Here is a 16,815-nt window from a genome sequence, read left to right on the forward strand (position 1 = left end):
GTTTAAAGGGCAACTTTTTTGACAAGAAATCGTTCTATAAAGTACATTAATCGGAGTGAAAAATATAAGATTGTGTATAAGTTCCATGCTACAATAACCTGGGGGGGTAGGAAATGTCATTTAAGCATATTACATTAGCGATATTTTGTGTCTTATTGCTCTCTGCATGCAGTAGCGAATCTTCAAAGCAGACAGAGTCGTCTTCAACAGCAGTAGATACAACACAAGAAAATCGTAATGAAGATATGACAGTTTCACAAAACGATCAAACGTCTGAAGAACAACAGTCACCTGTTGTTTCACATAAAGAACAAGCTAGTCAAAAACAAGAGCCTGTAAAAGAAAAAACAGAAACACCTGAAAATACATCACCAACACAAGAAGAAGTAAAGCAACCTGTTCAGCAAAAAGAACCTTCTAAAAAAGATGACACTGAAGGGCATGATGAAAATGTTGAACCTGTAGGATATTCGGTTGTAGAAGGTGATGTAGACGAAGCAGAAGATATTCCGAAGCAAGACCAGATGAATATCTTAGCAGCTTTTAATGAATATATTGATGCATTTAACGATCAAGATTTAAACCGTTATAAACGGGTGTTAGCACGAAATCCTGAAGGCTTTGACCTTCAAGAAGACTTAATGAATACAAACAATATTTTCGAAAACTTTGATATGAAGCGTACAGCATCAAATATTACAATTACCGATTACACTGGGAATCGTGCAAATGTGTATGCAGATATTTTAGTCGAAGTCACACAGAATGATAGTGAAGTAAGAGATGAAGGTAAGCAACTAACACAATTTGTAAAAGAGAGTTCAGGTTGGAAAATCACTTCATTACAAGCAATTGGAAGTGCAGCAAACCAAGGGCAATAATGGACTTTGGGACCATTTATTTCAATGATGGTCTCTTTTTTTTATTTCCATTTACGTCATAAATCTTATAAAATAGATTGAGTAGGAGAGTGAACGGAACTATGACAACAGCAATCGTAACAGATAGCACGGCCTATCTGACGAAGGAAGAACAAGAAGCATACAACATTCATATGGTGCCACTGAGTGTCATCATTGATGATACAAGTTATGAAGAAGAAGTAACGATTACGATGAGCGAGTTTTATGATCGTGTACGTAATGAAAAGAAATTACCAAAAACAACGCAACCACCAATCGGGAAATTTGTTGCTAAATTTGAAGAGCTTGCAAAAGACTATGATGAAGTCGTAACGATTCATCTATCAAGCGGGATTAGTGGTACATATCAAGGCGCGTTACAAGCAGGTGAAATGGTTGAAGGAATCGATGTTTACGGTTTTGATAGCGAAATCGCTTGTGCTGTGCAAGGATTCTTTGTTATTCATGCAGCAAAATTAGCGGCAGAAGGTAAAAATGCGAAAGAAATTATTGCTGAATTAGAGAAAATGCGTGCTTCTATGCAAGCATACTTCATTGTAGATGATTTAGCGCATTTGCAGCGCGGTGGTCGTTTATCAGCAGGAGCTGCTTTAATCGGCGGTTTACTACAAATTAAACCCGTATTACATTTTGAAAATAAAGTCATTGTGCCATTTGAAAAAATTCGTACGCGTAAAAAAGCCGTGAAACGTGCAGAAACGATGCTAGATGAAGCCATTCAAAAACATGGAGCTTTAGATGTAGCGATTATTCACGGGAATTGTGAAGAAGAGGCAACAGCGTGGATGCATGATTTAGCTGCACGTTATCCAGATTCTTCATTTAAGATGAGTTATTTCGGTCCTGTAATTGGGACCCATTTAGGTGAAGGGTCGATTGGTATCGGTTGGTTCAAAAAATAATGAATGGGTAAAAAATCACTTCATTTTTCCAAAATAATGGGTAAACGAGGGCATAAATATGGCTTTCCAAATATATTTGTCGAATGATACTATAGTATTCGACAATCATCCGTGTTAAGATTAACTTACTAAACAATATTCTACATGAAGCACCTAGACAACTCGTTCTAGGTGTTTTTTTAGTGCCATAAGGAGGCTAGCTATGCGTAAATTACGTCGCTGCCTACATACAAAAACCCCCCTTAAAACCCCTCTTTACGATTTGAAAATACAACAATTTTTACAAGGAAGAATTTGGATTGAAGAAGAACTACCTTTTTTACAAGATATAATTCGCTACCATAATACGCAACGATGGATCATCAAAACCCCTGGAATTCAACAAAAACAGTGTATGCGTTGTCATAGTAAAAGACTACACGAATTTTGGTGTAAACAGTGTAAAGGGCATTGCGCGTATTGTTTAAACTGCTTAAAAATGGGCAGAGTAAGTAATTGTACAAATTTAATAAGATGGTGTGGTCCAACTTATAAAAATTATATAGCTGAACTATGCATGACGTGGACTGGAACGCTAACAGATTCGCAACAACGAGTTGTGAAAGAATGTACAGTCCATGAAAAAGACCATTTAATTCACGCTGTCACAGGCGCGGGCAAAACAGAGATGCTTTTCCCGATTATAGAAGATGCACTAAAGAAGGGGAAGCGAGTTTGCATCGCGACACCTAGAACGGATGTCGTATTGGAACTTATGCCGCGAATACAACAAGCTTTTTTAACTATTCCTGTACAGGCTTTCTACGGTGGAAGTGGCTTTTCACTCATGTATAGTCCGTTAATCATCGCAACAACACATCAACTTTTACGCTTTCAACAAGCTTTTGATTTAATTTTAGTCGATGAAGCAGATGCGTTCCCTTACACCTATGATGAAGCGTTGCAATTCGCTGTCAAAAAGGCATTAAAGGATACGGGAAGAACGATTTTAGTAACGGCGACACCTACTAAAAATGAACGACAAAAATATGAAAAACAGCAAACCTATTCTTTTTTATCGCGACGTTTTCATGGTTTTGATTTACCTGTACCACGTTTTGTTGCTTTATTCTCGTATAAAAAGTCTTTTCGTAAGAACCACATTCCAAAACGATTGAGCGATTGGGTGGAGTCGTGTATTACTAAACAGCAACCATTCCTACTATTTTTTCCTACAATCGAATTAATGGAGAGAGCAGCACCACTCTTTCAACAACTACATGAGAATCTGCATGCTGTTCATGCGAGTGATGATCATCGAAAAGAACGTGTACAAGCGCTAAGAGATGGTAATGTACCAGGGCTTTTAACGACGACGATTTTAGAGAGAGGTATTACGATTGCGAATTTACAAGTAGCAGTGCTAGGAGCAGATGAGACTATTTTTAATGCGAGTGCGCTTATTCAAATTAGCGGTCGTGCAGGGCGGTCGAAAGAGTATCCTACAGGGGATGTCTGTTTTTTTCACGCAGGTATCACGCGACAGATGGATTTAGCTCGAAACGAAATCATCCGTTTGAATCGTGAGGAGGTAATTAAACAGTTAGAATAAATCTATAAATATCTATAAAAAACTATTTATTTTTCATACATTTCATGGTGTAATAGAATTATCCACTAATTCAAAGGAGAATGTAATGTATGAAAAAATACAGTATTGGTCAATTCGCTAAAGAAATCGGAGTAACAGTTCAGACTTTAAGAAATTGGGATAAGACAAATAAATTAAAACCTCAATATACTGCACCTTCTGGACACCGTTATTACTCTCAACAACAACTTGAATATTTTCTTGGTTTACATTCTCCTGAATCAGAATCGAGAATAACTATCGGCTACTGTCGAGTATCTTCTCATAAGCAAAAGGATGATTTGCAGAGACAAGTGGAAAACATGGAATCATACTTACTGTCTCAAGGTAATCCATTTAAGATTGTGAAAGATATAGGTAGTGGTATAAACTACAACAAAAAAGGGTTAAATGATGTTATTGATTTAGTCCTAAATTACAAAGTAGATCGAGTTGTAGTTTTATACAAAGATAGGTTATTACAATTCGGATTTGAACTCTTGGAAAATTTATTTGCTAAATACGGAACAAAGATTGAGGTTATCGACAATACTCCAAAGACAGATGATCAAGAGTTGGTCGAAGATTTAATTCAAATTGTTACTGTATTTAGTTGCAAATTACAAGGGAGACGGGCGAATAAGGCTAAGAAATTAATTAAGGAGTTGAAAGAGAATGATACTAGCAAAGAAGATACGAATTAAACCAACTAAAGAACAAGAAATTCAATTATGGAAATCTACTGGTGTGGCAAGATGGGTATACAATTGGACATTAGCTAGACAACAAGAAAATTATCAACGAGGGTTGAAATTCTTATCTGACAATGTTTTAAGAAAAGAAATCACACAAATAAAAAAACAAGAGGACTTCCAATGGTTGAGTGAAGTATCAAATAATGTGGCTAAACAAGCTGTTAAAGATGCTTGTGATGCGTATAAGAGATTCTTTAAAGGTTTGGCGAAACGTCCAAGATTCAAATCTAAAAAGAAATCTAAACCTTCTTTCTATAATGATAATGTGAAACTTAAAGTAAAAAAGAACACGGTGTTAATTGAGAAAGTAGGATGGGTTGCAACTTCTGAGCAAGTCCCAATGGGGGTGAAATATACTAATCCTAGAGTATCTTTTGACGGAAAGTATTGGTATATCTCTGTTGGAGTAGAGCAAGAACAAGTAAAACAAGAATTAACGAATGAAGTAATTGGCGTAGATTTAGGAGTTAAAGAATTAGCAATTTGCTCGAATGAAATGGTGTTCAAAAACATTAACAAAACAAAAGAAGTGAGAAAGATTGAGAAACGTTTACGTAGGTTACAGCGAAGCGTTTCTCGAAAATATGAGATGAATAAGGAGGGAAACTGATTTGTCAAAACATGTAACATTATAAAAATCGAAAAGCAAATACGAAATCTACACAGACGGTTAGCTAACATTAGAAACAACCACATTCATCAAGCAACAAATACAATAGTGAAAACCAAACCTTGTAAAGTTGTGATGGAAGATTTGAATGTAGTTGGAATGATGAAAAATCGTCATTTAGCTAAAGCAGTAGCCAAACAAAAGATGTATGAATTTCTCCGTCAAATGAAATACAAATGTGAAAAATACGGAATTGAATTTATACAAGTTGGACGTTTCTTCCCATCTTCTAAAACATGTTCGTGCTGTGGACAAATTAAATCAGATTTAAAATTATCTGATAGAGTTTACAAGTGTGACTGCGGATTAGAGATAGACAGAGATATGAATGCTGCGTTAAATTTAGCTAAATTTGGAGAATTAGTAGCTTAGTCACTTACAAGACACTACTAATGTGTAGGGTTCGTTGTACCCGAATTAACGCCTGTGGAGTATCATATCAAATGTGAGTAGCTTCGGTAAAAGCAGATACAAAGAAACAGGAAATAAACATTGCTTATAGATTTTTATAGGTTTTTGGCAACGGTGCGTGTATAATGCATTGTTTATTTTGTGATCAAATCATCCAGCAACCAAGTTCTTTCACGCAATTTTTGTTTGGAATACCTTCTGTGTACTGTTGCAAAAGGTGTGAAGAACAAATTGAATATACATCCGAGTCTCATGCTATCTATTTCTATAATTCATTTATGCAAGATGTTCTGCACCAATTTAAATTTTTAAAAGATATTCGTGTAGCGGACTTTTTTGCTAAGGCTTTAAAAAATAAAGTAAGGGGTATGGAATATGACTTAATTATTCCGATTCCGATGCATGTTGAGATGGAAAAAAAGCGAACCTTTTCACCCGTAGAAGTCGTCTTACAACAAGCGAAATTACCTTTTCAATCGGTTTTAGAAAAAACGACGATGTCACAACAGAGTAAAAAAACATATGAACAGCGTATTAATAGCTCCTCTTTTTTCAAAAGTTTACCTCAAGTAGATGTATCACAGCAAAAAATCCTATTAATTGATGATTTAATCACAACTGGAACGACGATTAAGCATGCTAAAACGATTTTACTCGAATTAGGGGCAAAATCCGTTGAAGAAGTCATTTTCATCTCAGGGAAGAAGTGAATTATGATAAACTACATGAAGAAATGGTCGACATTAATAGTAGATTGAAAATGTGGAGGTAATGGAGTATGGGTGAAATCAGAAATTGTCCAAGATGTGGAGAATTTTTTAATTATAATGGTGTACGCGATATTTGCGGGAAGTGTGCAATGGCTGAAGAAGAACAATATGAAATCGTATATCGTTTTTTAAGAAGACGTGAAAATCGTGCAGCAACAGTAGAACGCATTGTGGAAGTAACAGGCGTAGAAGAATACTTGCTACACAAATGGGTACGTAAAGGACGTTTACAGCCAGCATTGTTCCCGAATTTAGGTTATCCGTGTGACCAATGTGGACATTTAACGACGACTGGAAAGTTGTGTAGTTCATGCCAAGATGAATTAAAAGGTGAGTTACGTAAGTTTGAAGCAGGGCAAGAATTTAGAGAAGCTGTGAAGAAAGCAGAAAAAGGAACATATTTATCTGATAAAAGATAAAAGAAATCGTAAAAAAATAGTTTAAGAGATGTTTAGAAAACGATATAAGGGTATATTGAACTAATGAGTTATTTCTTGAATAGTCATAGTTACTCTATTATGCATTTATTACTAAAACAATGATGTTTACTGCCGAAATAAGGAGTACATCAACAATAAATGAAGGAGGTCGAATGAAAATGAAGATAAATAATTACGGCGTGAATCCAATCAATCCATACAAGAATCAGCAGTTGAAAACAGAAGCAACAAAAAACGCAAGTATGAAATTTGCGGATCAAATCGAAATTTCTTCTCAAGCAAAGGACCTTCAGGGGATAAAAGATTATTCAACTGAACGAGCTGATAAAGTTCAACGAATCAAACAGCAAATTGAAGCTGGTACGTATCAAGTAGATGCGAATCGATTAGCGAACGATGTAGCGACATTCTATCGCCTATAAGAAGGAGTTTTAGAACGATGTCAACTGAGCAAATTATTTCGATTATGGATAAATTGAACATGATGCATCGTAGTTTATTAAAATTGGCGTATCATAAGACCGAAATTTTAAAAACATCGAATGTAGAAGAATTAAGCGAAACGATGAAAAATGAGCAGTCACATATCGCAGCAATTAGTCAATTAGAGGAACAACGTCAAAAATTAGTTGTACAATTCTTTCAAGCGAATCAAATTGACTACAAAGAACCGACAATTAACGAGTTATTAAAATATGTAACAGGTGAAGAAGCAGCACAATTAGATACGAAGCGAAAAGAATTGCTTTTAACAATTGATACATTGCAAAAGCAAAATGACTTAAACCAAAAAATGTTGTTTCAGTCACTTCAATTCGTGAATCTTACATTAGACTTACTTCGCCCACAACCAGATCAGATTAATTATCAATCGAAAGCTGGTGGACGTTCTGCTATAAAAACAGGACAATTCGATTCACAAGCATAAAGAAATCATACAAATCGTATGGTTTCTTTTTTTGCTTTTTAAAAGCTAAAATACTCAAAAGACATGTATTTTAGATGAAATACTTTAAAAAATACGATTCTTGTCGATGAAAAGAACAGAATGAATATGCGTGATTTTTATTAAAAGGAGCGATTCGATGGGTTCAACATTTATGGGACTTGAGACAAGTAAACGTGGTTTAAGTGCTCAACAGTCTGGTTTATATACAACAGGTCATAATATTTCAAATGCCAACACAATCGGTTATTCGCGTCAAACAGTGAATTTAAAACCAACGAACGGATTCCCTGGTGCAGGGATGAATGCACCACAAATTCCAGGGTACTTGGGTACGGGAGCAACAGCAGGTTCTATCCAACGTGTACGCGATCAATTTGTGGACAATCAATTCCGCCAAGAGACGACAAAATTAGGTTATTGGGGCTCTCGTACAGAGGCAATTGGTCAATTAGAAGGTATTTTAAATGAGCCAAAAGCTTATGGTATTGATACAGCCTTCAATGATTTTTTCAAAGCATTACAAGATTTAAGTACATCACCTGAAAATAGTGCGGCGCGTCAAGTGGCAATCGAAAAAGCGAAAACACTTGCGGAAAGTTTTAACTATACGAATAAGCAATTAACAGAAGTACAAGAGAATTTAAAAAATCAAATTAACGTTGAAACGAAAAACGTCAATTCGATTTTAAAGCAGATTGCCCAATTGAATGAGCAAATTAGTACGGTTGAAATAAATGGGAGTTTACCGAATGATTTATATGATGAACGTGATATTTTAGTAGATCAATTATCGCAATACCTCCCAATCAAAATCGAAAAAGTTGGTAGTGGCGGTAATGCAAAAGACATTGCGGAAGGTTCTTATAAAATTACAATGGATGTCGGTGGCACAACGATTTCTTTAGTTGATAAAAACAAAGCAGCTGTTTTAACACCACAGACGGTTGATCCGACTACAGGAGCTGTAAGCGATTTTGATGCTTCCACAGACTTTACGGCATTCCATCAATTTAAAGTAAAAGACGCTACAGGTGCAGACCAAGTAATGGATGTTAATAGCATGGTTCAAGGAACAGGTATCTTAAAAAGTTTAACAGAGAGCTATGGCTATGTGACAAAAGATGCGGCAGGTAACTTTTCACAACCAACAGGTGTGATTCAAGATAAAATTGCTGAATTGGATAAATTAGCAGATGAGTTTGCAAAAGCATTTAATGAAGTTCATAAAAAAGGTCATACATCTGTTAAAGTTCCTGAATTAGATGTAAATGGTAATCCAGTAAAAGATGCAAATGGTGACTTTAACATGGATTATGCAACAGGTATCGAATTCTTTAAGGGACAAGGTGCAGCTGGTATGAAAGTATCAGATGAAATTTTAAAAGACTTTAACCGCTTTACAGTATCGGATACAGAAGGAGAAGTCGGGAATGGTAAAATTGCCATTGCGCTGTCTAATTTAAAAACACAATCATTATTAGGCTTAAATAATGCCTCAGCTCAAACATTCTATCAAGGAATGATTGGTGATGTTGGTGTATTAGGTGAGCAAGCAACACGTATTTTTAAAAATTCGTCTACATTACAACTAAGTATTTCTAATAATCGTGCGTCTGTAAGTTCGGTATCACTCGATGAAGAAATGACGAACATGATTATGTACCAACAAGCTTATAATGCTTCAGCACGTATGTTGACAGTAATGGATGAAACATTAGAAAAGATTATTAACGGCATGGGTCGTGTCGGTCTATAAATGAAGGAGGTTTTATGAATGCGTATTACACAAACAATGCTTTCAAATAATATGTTACGTAATTTAAGTAATAGTTATTTGAAAATGGGGAAATTACAAGAGCAGCTATCTTCTGGTTCTAAATTAACAAAGCCTTCAGATGATCCAGTAGCAGCTGTAAAAGGTATGAGTTATCGTACGACTTTAGCGAAGAATGAACAATATACACGAAACATGAACGAAGTGAACAGTTGGTTGGATACAACAGACTCAACACTTTCAGAAGTAAATAAAGCACTTCAACGCGTGAAAGATCTTGTGACGCAAGCAGCGAACGATACGAATACACCAGAAGACCGCGAAGCCATGCAAAAGGAAGTCGACCAATTACGCATGCAAATTCGTGATTTAGCGAATACACAACAAGGTAATAAATATTTATTTGCGGGTACTGCAACAGATCAGCCACTCTTTGCAGATTCATCTGCAAATGCTGGTGCAAATGATTCTTTACCTACTTTAGGTGGAAATGATAAGTCCGTTGATATTGAAATCTATGAAGGTATCACATTCCAAATTAATGAAAATGCACGTGGTTTATTTGAAGATATCGACAAAATGATGCAACAAGTACAACAAGATCTGACAAGAACAGGTTCAGATTTAAGTAATCTGATTGGTACGGTTTCAGCGCAAACAGATAAAGTACTTGAAATGCAAGCAGGTGTCGGTGCAAAACAAAATCGTATTGATGTTATGACAGACCGTTTAAGTTCTCAAAAAATCAATGTGACGAAACAAATCTCAAATAATGAAGACGTGGAATATGAGGATGCGATTACACAGTTGATTACAGAAGAATCAATTCATCGTGCAGCGTTATCAGTGGGTGCAAAGATTATTCAACCAACATTAGTTGATTTCTTATAAAAATATGAAAAGCGTTCAGCGAATGGTATCGTTTGAGCGCTTTTTTCGTAAGGAGGTTTTAATGTGAAACTCGATCAAATTAAATTGAATATACAAGATGCAAAAGTAGACTTAAATATTACAGAACCAAAGCAACATATTGAACAACCAAGAGCGCAACAACATATTGAACAACCTGCCGCAACATTAGAAATTCATCATACAGACGCTAAACTACTTGTCGATTCTTCACAGGCTTATCGCGATTTAGGTTTAATCTCGAATGCAGAATCAATCCAAAACTTTGCTGCAAAAGGTCAGTCAGCTGTTATGGAAGGTATGGCAAGACGTGCTTCAGAGGGCGATGCCATGATGGAGATACGAAAAGATAATGGACGAGCGACATTATCAAATATTGCGAAGCAGCATGATACATTTGAACAGCAGCGACTAGGGATTACATGGAAGCCATCTATTGGTTCCGTCAAAATTAAATACCAAGAAGGTAGTCTTGATATTCGCATTCAAGCGCAAAAACCAAAAATTGATGTACAATTAGGAAAAGTCGTACATGATTACCAACCTGGTGATGTAACAGGTACACTTGTTCAACGCGAAAAAGTCGAAACTACAGTAATTAAAGGAGAATAGTCTGTGAAAATTCAAACAAAATTTTTAGGTGAAGTTCAAATCGAATCAGCTTCAATTATTCAATTTCCACAAGGTATTCCAGCTTTTGAAGAAGAAAAAGAGTTTGTTGTGATTCCGTTAGGTGCTCAATCACCTTTTGTGACATTGCAGTCGGTTCAAACACCATCTGTTGGCTTCATGGCGGCCTATCCATACCATTTTAAACCAAATTATGCTTTTGATTTAGAACAAGAAGATTTACAACAACTGCAAATTGAGAAATCAGAAGATGTACTGGTATATGCCATTTTGACGTTAAAAGATACGTTAGAAAACTCAACAATGAATTTATTAGCTCCAGTCGCTATTAATGTAAAGAAACAAATTGGTAAACAAGTTGTTCTACACGAAAATGCCGAACACCCACTTCGTTATCCTTTAAAACCACTGGAAGGAAGTGTGCGCTAATGCTGGTACTTTCACGTAAAATTGGTGAATCGATTATGATTGGAGAAGGTATTGAGGTAAAAGTCATTAGCATTGACGGTGATCAAGTGAAGCTAGGAATTGAAGCACCCCGTCATATTAAAGTACATCGTCATGAAATATTTAAAGCGATTCAAGAGGAAAATAAGGCTGCGCTTGATGTAACAGAGCAGCTAATCAATCAATTGAAAAATTTTTAAAAGAAATGCTAAACATTTTAAAACCCACTTCGATATATACAGTGTAAGGTAGAAATACCGAACAACTCCACAGGGACGTGGAAGAAAACTATACAATTCAAGGAGGAATCTCACAATGAGAATTCAACACAATATCGCAGCTTTAAACACACACCGTAACTTAGGTGCTAACCAAGCTTCAGCAGGCAAAAACTTAGAAAAATTATCTTCAGGTTTCAAAATCAACCGTGCTGGTGATGACGCAGCTGGTCTTGCAATTTCAGAAAAAATGCGCGGCCAAATCTCTGGTTTAGACATGGCTTCTAAAAATGCTAGCGATTCAATCTCTTTAATTCAAACAGCTGAGGGTGCTCTTAACGAAACACACTCAATCTTACAACGTATGCGTGAATTAGCAGTACAATCTTCAAATGATACAAACGTATCAGAAGATCGTGAATCATTACAAAAAGAAATTGATCAGCTAAAAGCAGAAGTAACACGTATCTCAACAGATACAGAGTTCAATACACAAAAGCTTTTAAATGGTGATTTCGCAGATAAAACATTCCATATCGGTGCGAATGGCGGTCAAAATATCCAACTATCAGTTATTGATACAAGTGCATCTGCGTTAGGGATTTCTGGTAAAGCAGATGTAAAAGCACCTGGTACTATTACGGTAGATGGTAAAGATGCAACTTATAAAGAGAAAATCGAAGCACAAAAAGATGCAAAATTTACTACAACAGATAGTGGTACAACTTGGAAAGATGCTGATGGCAATACTGTAACAGATACACGTATTACTACTATTTTAGCTGGCGCAACTCCAAATGATGTAACAACATATGAAGCAGTAACAAACAAAGCAGGTGCAAATTCAACAGGTAGTGTAACATATACTACAGCAGATGATATTTATATGGATACAGATGGTAAGTTTTATAAAGGTACAAATAACAAAGGTACGTTAATTGATGATACAAATGATGTTGCGGCATTAAAAGCACAGTCTGGTTTTAAAGCTAAGATTGATGCTGCAACAACAACAAGTACTGTAAATGTTGATCTTAAAGAACAAGCAGCTGGTTACTATAATGCAACTGACAAATTACAAGTAGCTTCACTAACAGATGTTACAAAAGGTAAAACAGCAGGTGATAAAGTTGAAGTAGGCGGATTTGATATTACATCACAAAAAGGTGCGAACGATGCTATCAAAACAATTGATACAGCAATTAAAACTGTTTCAAGTCAACGTTCATCATTAGGTGCTGCGCAAAACCGTTTAGAGCACACAATTAACAACTTAGGTGCGTCTACAGAAAACTTAACAGCAGCAGAATCACGTATTCGTGATACAGATATGGCAGCTGAAATGATGGCGTTCACAAAGAACAACATCTTATCACAAGCAGCACAATCAATGCTTGCACAAGCAAACCAACAACCACAAGGCGTTCTTCAATTATTACAATAAGATTGAAGCACTCTTTCAACAATCGATTTGTTCTATTCGTATCTTAATGGGTAGGATGCAAACAATCGTTAAGCAGGAATCGTTTTACAGCGATTCCTGTTTTTTATGCTTATTTTTATAGGAGGTAGTTTATGAAGGATTTTTCAAACAAGATTTATACAGAAGGGCTTATTATTCCACTGATGGAAATTAGCTTGAAATTTTTAGAGAAAATCTCGATTTTTTATGTTATTCGTTTATTATTTGGTGAAAAACAACAAAATCCCCCTAAAGAAGAAATACCAGAATCCAAATCAGTAGACACCACATCACAGGAAACAAAGAAATTTGTTCAAACCGCGTTATTTGTTGATATTTGGATTCTTTTCAATTGTATCCTTTCCTTTAGTTTTATCTTTATCGCACTTTCTTCCATCTCAAATAGTTGGAAATACGTCTTCTTTATTTATGGAACATTACGCGTATTTGAAATTTTTATTTACCAATTGAATGTCATTTTCGTGCATCCCTATCAAGATCGTGAACAAGTCTATCAACTCACAAGTTACCGTCGCATGACAGTCTTACTTATTCATAATTTTTTTGAGATTCTTTTTTGGTTTGCGGGATCGTATTTATTTTTTCAATTACTGCAAGAACAAACACCTACTTTTGCGCTCACGCAAAGTTTTTTACAAATGATTACATATAATATTTTACTCGATGAAAATAAGACGACACTTCTTTCCGTTTGTTTACTACAAATTCAAGCTATCATCGGTGTTTTTATGACCATTCTCTCTCTTGCGCGTTTCGCCTCTTTACTGCCGAAACCAGAATCAAAAAATCATCGAGAGAAGTAGTCATACCACTTAAAAGAAACTAGATTCTCTATTAAAAAAAGTAGAATTTTGACGATATCTATAGATAAGAAGTAAAATCGTAAAGGGGAAACGAATATGAAAATTGATCATCTTTCAACGCAACATTCTTTTGATCGTCAAACATCAAAAACAATCACGTCACTTGAGCAAAATTCTTCAACAGTTTCACCCAGTCCTTCAACTGTTTCAGAAATGACAGATGCCAATGGACAACCAACAAAAGAGGCGTTCCAAGTCGCTGTCAATAAATTAAATGAGTTCATGGAATATACAAATAAAAGCTCGAAATTTGTTTTTCATGAAGGATTGGGTAAATATTATGTCGAAGTGGTCGATGCTAAAACAGAAGAAGTCATCAAAGAAATTCCACCAAAAGAATTACTCGATGCCTATTACGAAATGCAAAAAATGATTGGAAATATCGTTGATCAAACAATTTAGATTAAAGGAGATGAGTGTATGGTGAATAATATGAATAATACAAGTAACACATCAACATCCTCTTACTCGTATTTACAATATAAAAACAAAGTAACAGGTCTTGCATCTGGTATGGATATTGATTCATTAATGGAAAAATTAATGAAAGCTGAAAGTGCTCAAATGGAGAAACTTCAGCAACAAAAGCAAAAGTATGAGTGGAAGCGCGACGCATATCGCGAAGTAAACACATCATTATCCGCTTTTGAAAAAGGTATTTTTGATAACTATGGCTTATCGAAAAACTGGGCTGCCAAAAACGTAACAAGTACGTCTACAGCCATTTCAGCAACAGCGAATAGTAATGCGGCAGGTAATTTAACAATCACAGAAGCAACCGTCGCAACAGCAGGACAGAAAGTATCATCAGGTGCTACATTGGCAGATCTTGGTTTCTCAGCAACTAATGGCACATTCACATACAAAATAGATGGTCAGGAAAAGTCAATTGCCTATTCAAAAACAGATACGTTTGATAGCTTAGCAAAGAAGCTGAACGCAACAGGTGACTTTGAAGTAACTGTTACAAATGGCAGTAACGGTGCATCAATTAATACAAAGCTAGTAAAAAATATTGAAGCAACTGGGAATAACTTGGTATTCCTAAACAAATTAGGATTGACAGATGGTAAAACTACTACAGGTCCTGGTAATCCATCAGTTTCAGGAAAGCTTGCCTTTACAGAATCTACTACAATGAGTGAACTAGGTTTAACAGATGGTGGTGAATTCACCATTAAAGCAATCAATGACCAAGGCAAATACACAGAAAAAACGATTAAATATAGTGCGACAGATAAAATAAGCGATGTCATGTCGCGTATTAATGGTTCGGGTGTAGGTGTTACAGCACTTGCGGCGAACGGTAAACTTTCGCTGTCTGCCAACTCTACAGGTACAGGTGCAGAAGGTTCGATTAAAATTAGTGCAGATGGTAATAAATTATTCGAAAAGCTTGGTTTAGCAGATGCGACAGGTAAAGTAGCAGAAGGTACAAATGGTTCGATGGTTGTGAACGGTGTCAAAATGGAGAGTACATCGAATAAATATAATGTGTCAGGTTATACCGTAAATGTAACGAATAATATTGCGGCAACGGATGCACCAGCAAAAATATCTTCTACAACGGAAACGAAAACGATTGTCGATAAAGTAAAAGAATTTATCACAACGTATAATGGTTTAATTGAAGACTTAAATAAACGCGTTTCGCAAAAGAAAAATCTTTCATACCAACCCTTAACAGATGCACAAAAAGCAGAGTTAAAAGATGACGAAATTAAAAAGTGGGAAGATAAGGCAAAAGAAGGCTTACTAAAAAGTGATGCCACACTGAACAAAGTTCTTTCGGACATGCGTTCAACACTATCAAATTACGGTAGTGGGTCGGAAGATATGTTGGCTAAAATTGGTATTACAACGTCTAAAACATGGACAGATAATGGTAAATTAGAACTTGATGAAGATAAACTAACAAAAGCTTTGGAAGAAGATCCAAATATTGTTTCTCGTATCTTTGTTGGTGATAAAGAAAATAATCGTGAAGGTATTATCGCAAGTCTTCGTACAACTGCACAAAATGCAGTGAAAGATATTGAAAAAACTGCAGGTAAGGCATCTTCAGCAGAGGATTCTTATACTTTAGGTAAAAATTTAAAAGACGTTAATACGAAAATTGACGATTGGAAAGATCGTCTAAAAGGTATTGAAGAACGTTATTGGAAGCAGTTTGCAGCGATGGAAGCAGCGATTCAAAAAGCAAATTCACAGTCGTCTATTTTCATGCAATAATAGTTTTAGGATAATTCGATTTTAAAAAAGGAGTTGTTTGATTTGTCAGTACAAACTGCATATAATGCATATAAACAAAATAGTGTTACAACCGCGTCCCCGGGTGAACTGACATTAATGCTTTACAACGGTTGTCTTAAATTTTTAAATCAAAGTAAAAAAGCAATTGAAGCAAAACAATATGAAGCAAAGAATACCTATATTCAAAAAGCGCAGGCAATTATTGCCGAATTAATGGCCACATTGAATATGGATTTAGAGGTTTCTAAAAATATGATGCCTCTTTATGAGTATATGTACACGAGATTATCAGAAGCCAATATGAAGATGGATATTGAGATGATTACAGAGGTGGAAGGTTTAGTAACAGAGTTTCGTGATACATGGAAACAAGTCATTCAATTGAACCGTAAACAACAGCAATTCGTATCCGGAGATTCTATATAATGGACTTGATTCAACAACTACTTCTTCTCTCTGAAAAGTTATATCAAACTTTAGAGTTCGTAGAGGAAGATAAAGATGGAAAACGTGATCAGCAAATTGAGCTAATTAATAAATTGCTTGATGCGCGTGGACAAACCATCACAAAGTTAGAAGAATTAGGTGAACGACCATTACAAGGGCATGAAAAAGAAGCTTACTTACGTGACCTACATCATGGTATTATCGAACGTCTTCATAACTATAAAGGACGTATTCGCGAAGACATGCAACAACTTCAAGTTTCTATGAAATCAGAAACACGTTACGTTAATCCTTATAGTCATCTTCAAAATTTAGATGGCACATATTTTGATAAAAGAGAATAAAATAAAACAACGCTGTGA

General features: G+C 35.6%; 19 protein-coding genes and 1 pseudogene. All 20 read left to right on the plus strand.

Features of this window, described 5'->3' with window-relative positions; genetic code table 11:
• The first annotated feature begins 113 nt into the window (after positions 1-113).
• The 20 genes and pseudogenes from QN089_RS02345 (at position 114) to fliT (ending at position 16,797) form a co-directional block, all read left to right on the plus strand.
• Positions 114-881: a nuclear transport factor 2 family protein gene (locus tag QN089_RS02345; protein ID WP_285215878.1), complete on the plus strand. Its 768-nt coding sequence runs from the start codon at positions 114-116 to the stop codon at positions 879-881.
• A 101-nt stretch (positions 882-982) separates the two neighbouring features.
• Complete coding sequence (locus QN089_RS02350) at positions 983-1,825, plus strand: DegV family protein (protein ID WP_285215879.1); 843 nt, start codon at positions 983-985, stop codon at positions 1,823-1,825.
• A gap of 202 nt (positions 1,826-2,027) precedes the next feature.
• A complete protein-coding gene (locus tag QN089_RS02355; protein WP_285215880.1) occupies positions 2,028-3,416 on the plus strand; it encodes an ATP-dependent helicase ComFA in 1,389 nt (462 codons plus the stop codon).
• An 89-nt stretch (positions 3,417-3,505) separates the two neighbouring features.
• Positions 3,506-4,138 carry an IS607 family transposase gene (locus QN089_RS02360; protein WP_285215881.1) on the plus strand — a complete coding sequence of 211 codons (633 nt, stop codon included), beginning with the start codon at positions 3,506-3,508 and terminating at the stop codon, positions 4,136-4,138.
• Positions 4,110-5,231, plus strand: a pseudogene (locus QN089_RS02365) (RNA-guided endonuclease InsQ/TnpB family protein). Before QN089_RS02360 ends, QN089_RS02365 begins: the two are co-directional and overlap by 29 nt.
• A gap of 407 nt (positions 5,232-5,638) precedes the next feature.
• Positions 5,639-5,980, plus strand: a complete 342-nt coding sequence (locus QN089_RS02370; RefSeq protein ID WP_285215882.1) for a ComF family protein — start codon at positions 5,639-5,641, stop codon at positions 5,978-5,980.
• Positions 5,981-6,048: 68 nt separating this feature from the next.
• Positions 6,049-6,459, plus strand: coding sequence for a TIGR03826 family flagellar region protein (locus QN089_RS02375; protein WP_285215883.1), 411 nt, complete (start codon positions 6,049-6,051; stop codon positions 6,457-6,459).
• A gap of 179 nt (positions 6,460-6,638) precedes the next feature.
• Positions 6,639-6,902, plus strand: coding sequence for a flagellar biosynthesis anti-sigma factor FlgM (gene flgM / locus QN089_RS02380; RefSeq protein WP_141274918.1), 264 nt, complete (start codon positions 6,639-6,641; stop codon positions 6,900-6,902).
• A 17-nt stretch (positions 6,903-6,919) separates the two neighbouring features.
• The gene (locus QN089_RS02385; protein ID WP_068455595.1) at positions 6,920-7,408 is read left to right on the plus strand and encodes a flagellar protein FlgN; all 489 of its coding nucleotides are present in this window, start codon (positions 6,920-6,922) and stop codon (positions 7,406-7,408) included.
• Positions 7,409-7,565: 157 nt separating this feature from the next.
• Positions 7,566-9,185 carry a flagellar hook-associated protein FlgK gene (gene flgK / locus QN089_RS02390; RefSeq protein ID WP_285215884.1) on the plus strand — a complete coding sequence of 540 codons (1,620 nt, stop codon included), beginning with the start codon at positions 7,566-7,568 and terminating at the stop codon, positions 9,183-9,185.
• Between the two features lie 18 nt (positions 9,186-9,203).
• The gene (flgL, locus tag QN089_RS02395; RefSeq protein ID WP_285215885.1) at positions 9,204-10,094 is read left to right on the plus strand and encodes a flagellar hook-associated protein FlgL; all 891 of its coding nucleotides are present in this window, start codon (positions 9,204-9,206) and stop codon (positions 10,092-10,094) included.
• Between the two features lie 63 nt (positions 10,095-10,157).
• A complete protein-coding gene (locus tag QN089_RS02400) occupies positions 10,158-10,724 on the plus strand; it encodes a DUF6470 family protein (protein ID WP_285215886.1) in 567 nt (188 codons plus the stop codon).
• Between the two features lie 3 nt (positions 10,725-10,727).
• Positions 10,728-11,171, plus strand: a complete 444-nt coding sequence (gene fliW / locus QN089_RS02405) for a flagellar assembly protein FliW (RefSeq protein ID WP_285215887.1) — start codon at positions 10,728-10,730, stop codon at positions 11,169-11,171.
• The gene (gene csrA / locus QN089_RS02410) at positions 11,171-11,389 is read left to right on the plus strand and encodes a carbon storage regulator CsrA (RefSeq protein WP_285215888.1); all 219 of its coding nucleotides are present in this window, start codon (positions 11,171-11,173) and stop codon (positions 11,387-11,389) included. Before fliW ends, csrA begins: the two co-directional genes overlap by 1 nt.
• 115 nt (positions 11,390-11,504) lie before the next feature.
• Entirely contained in the window at positions 11,505-12,851 is a 1,347-nt protein-coding gene (locus tag QN089_RS02415; protein WP_285215889.1) for a flagellin N-terminal helical domain-containing protein, read from the plus strand.
• A 131-nt stretch (positions 12,852-12,982) separates the two neighbouring features.
• Positions 12,983-13,693, plus strand: coding sequence for a hypothetical protein (locus tag QN089_RS02420; protein WP_285215890.1), 711 nt, complete (start codon positions 12,983-12,985; stop codon positions 13,691-13,693).
• Between the two features lie 96 nt (positions 13,694-13,789).
• Positions 13,790-14,155: a flagellar protein FlaG gene (locus QN089_RS02425; protein ID WP_285215891.1), complete on the plus strand. Its 366-nt coding sequence runs from the start codon at positions 13,790-13,792 to the stop codon at positions 14,153-14,155.
• Positions 14,156-14,173: 18 nt separating this feature from the next.
• Positions 14,174-15,985 (plus strand): flagellar filament capping protein FliD, encoded by a 1,812-nt coding sequence (gene fliD / locus QN089_RS02430; RefSeq protein WP_285215892.1) that lies wholly within the window; start codon positions 14,174-14,176, stop codon positions 15,983-15,985.
• A gap of 42 nt (positions 15,986-16,027) precedes the next feature.
• Complete coding sequence (gene fliS, locus QN089_RS02435) at positions 16,028-16,432, plus strand: flagellar export chaperone FliS (protein WP_285215893.1); 405 nt, start codon at positions 16,028-16,030, stop codon at positions 16,430-16,432.
• The gene (fliT, locus tag QN089_RS02440) at positions 16,432-16,797 is read left to right on the plus strand and encodes a flagellar protein FliT (RefSeq protein ID WP_285215894.1); all 366 of its coding nucleotides are present in this window, start codon (positions 16,432-16,434) and stop codon (positions 16,795-16,797) included. Before fliS ends, fliT begins: the two co-directional genes overlap by 1 nt.
• Positions 16,798-16,815: the final 18 nt, after the last annotated feature.

It is taken from the genome of Kurthia sp. YJT4 (assembly GCF_030219945.1).
GTDB lineage: Bacteria > Bacillota > Bacilli > Bacillales_A > Planococcaceae > Kurthia > Kurthia gibsonii.

Excerpts from the sequence above, each read along its gene's own strand:
- QN089_RS02370 (WP_285215882.1), top strand. The coding sequence starts at position 5,639 with ATGGAATATGACTTAATTATTCCGATTCCGATGCATGTTGAGATGGAA.
- flgL (WP_285215885.1), top strand. The coding sequence starts at position 9,204 with ATGCGTATTACACAAACAATGCTTTCAAATAATATGTTACGTAATTTA.
- QN089_RS02360 (WP_285215881.1), top strand. The coding sequence starts at position 3,506 with ATGAAAAAATACAGTATTGGTCAATTCGCTAAAGAAATCGGAGTAACA.
- QN089_RS02355 (WP_285215880.1), top strand. The coding sequence starts at position 2,028 with ATGCGTAAATTACGTCGCTGCCTACATACAAAAACCCCCCTTAAAACC.
- fliT (WP_285215894.1), top strand. The coding sequence starts at position 16,432 with ATGGACTTGATTCAACAACTACTTCTTCTCTCTGAAAAGTTATATCAA.
- QN089_RS02350 (WP_285215879.1), top strand. The coding sequence starts at position 983 with ATGACAACAGCAATCGTAACAGATAGCACGGCCTATCTGACGAAGGAA.
- csrA (WP_285215888.1), top strand. The coding sequence starts at position 11,171 with ATGCTGGTACTTTCACGTAAAATTGGTGAATCGATTATGATTGGAGAA.
- QN089_RS02345 (WP_285215878.1), top strand. The coding sequence starts at position 114 with ATGTCATTTAAGCATATTACATTAGCGATATTTTGTGTCTTATTGCTC.
- QN089_RS02415 (WP_285215889.1), top strand. The coding sequence starts at position 11,505 with ATGAGAATTCAACACAATATCGCAGCTTTAAACACACACCGTAACTTA.
- flgM (WP_141274918.1), top strand. The coding sequence starts at position 6,639 with ATGAAGATAAATAATTACGGCGTGAATCCAATCAATCCATACAAGAAT.
- QN089_RS02375 (WP_285215883.1), top strand. The coding sequence starts at position 6,049 with ATGGGTGAAATCAGAAATTGTCCAAGATGTGGAGAATTTTTTAATTAT.
- QN089_RS02385 (WP_068455595.1), top strand. The coding sequence starts at position 6,920 with ATGTCAACTGAGCAAATTATTTCGATTATGGATAAATTGAACATGATG.
- flgK (WP_285215884.1), top strand. The coding sequence starts at position 7,566 with ATGGGTTCAACATTTATGGGACTTGAGACAAGTAAACGTGGTTTAAGT.
- fliD (WP_285215892.1), top strand. The coding sequence starts at position 14,174 with ATGGTGAATAATATGAATAATACAAGTAACACATCAACATCCTCTTAC.
- QN089_RS02420 (WP_285215890.1), top strand. The coding sequence starts at position 12,983 with ATGAAGGATTTTTCAAACAAGATTTATACAGAAGGGCTTATTATTCCA.
- QN089_RS02425 (WP_285215891.1), top strand. The coding sequence starts at position 13,790 with ATGAAAATTGATCATCTTTCAACGCAACATTCTTTTGATCGTCAAACA.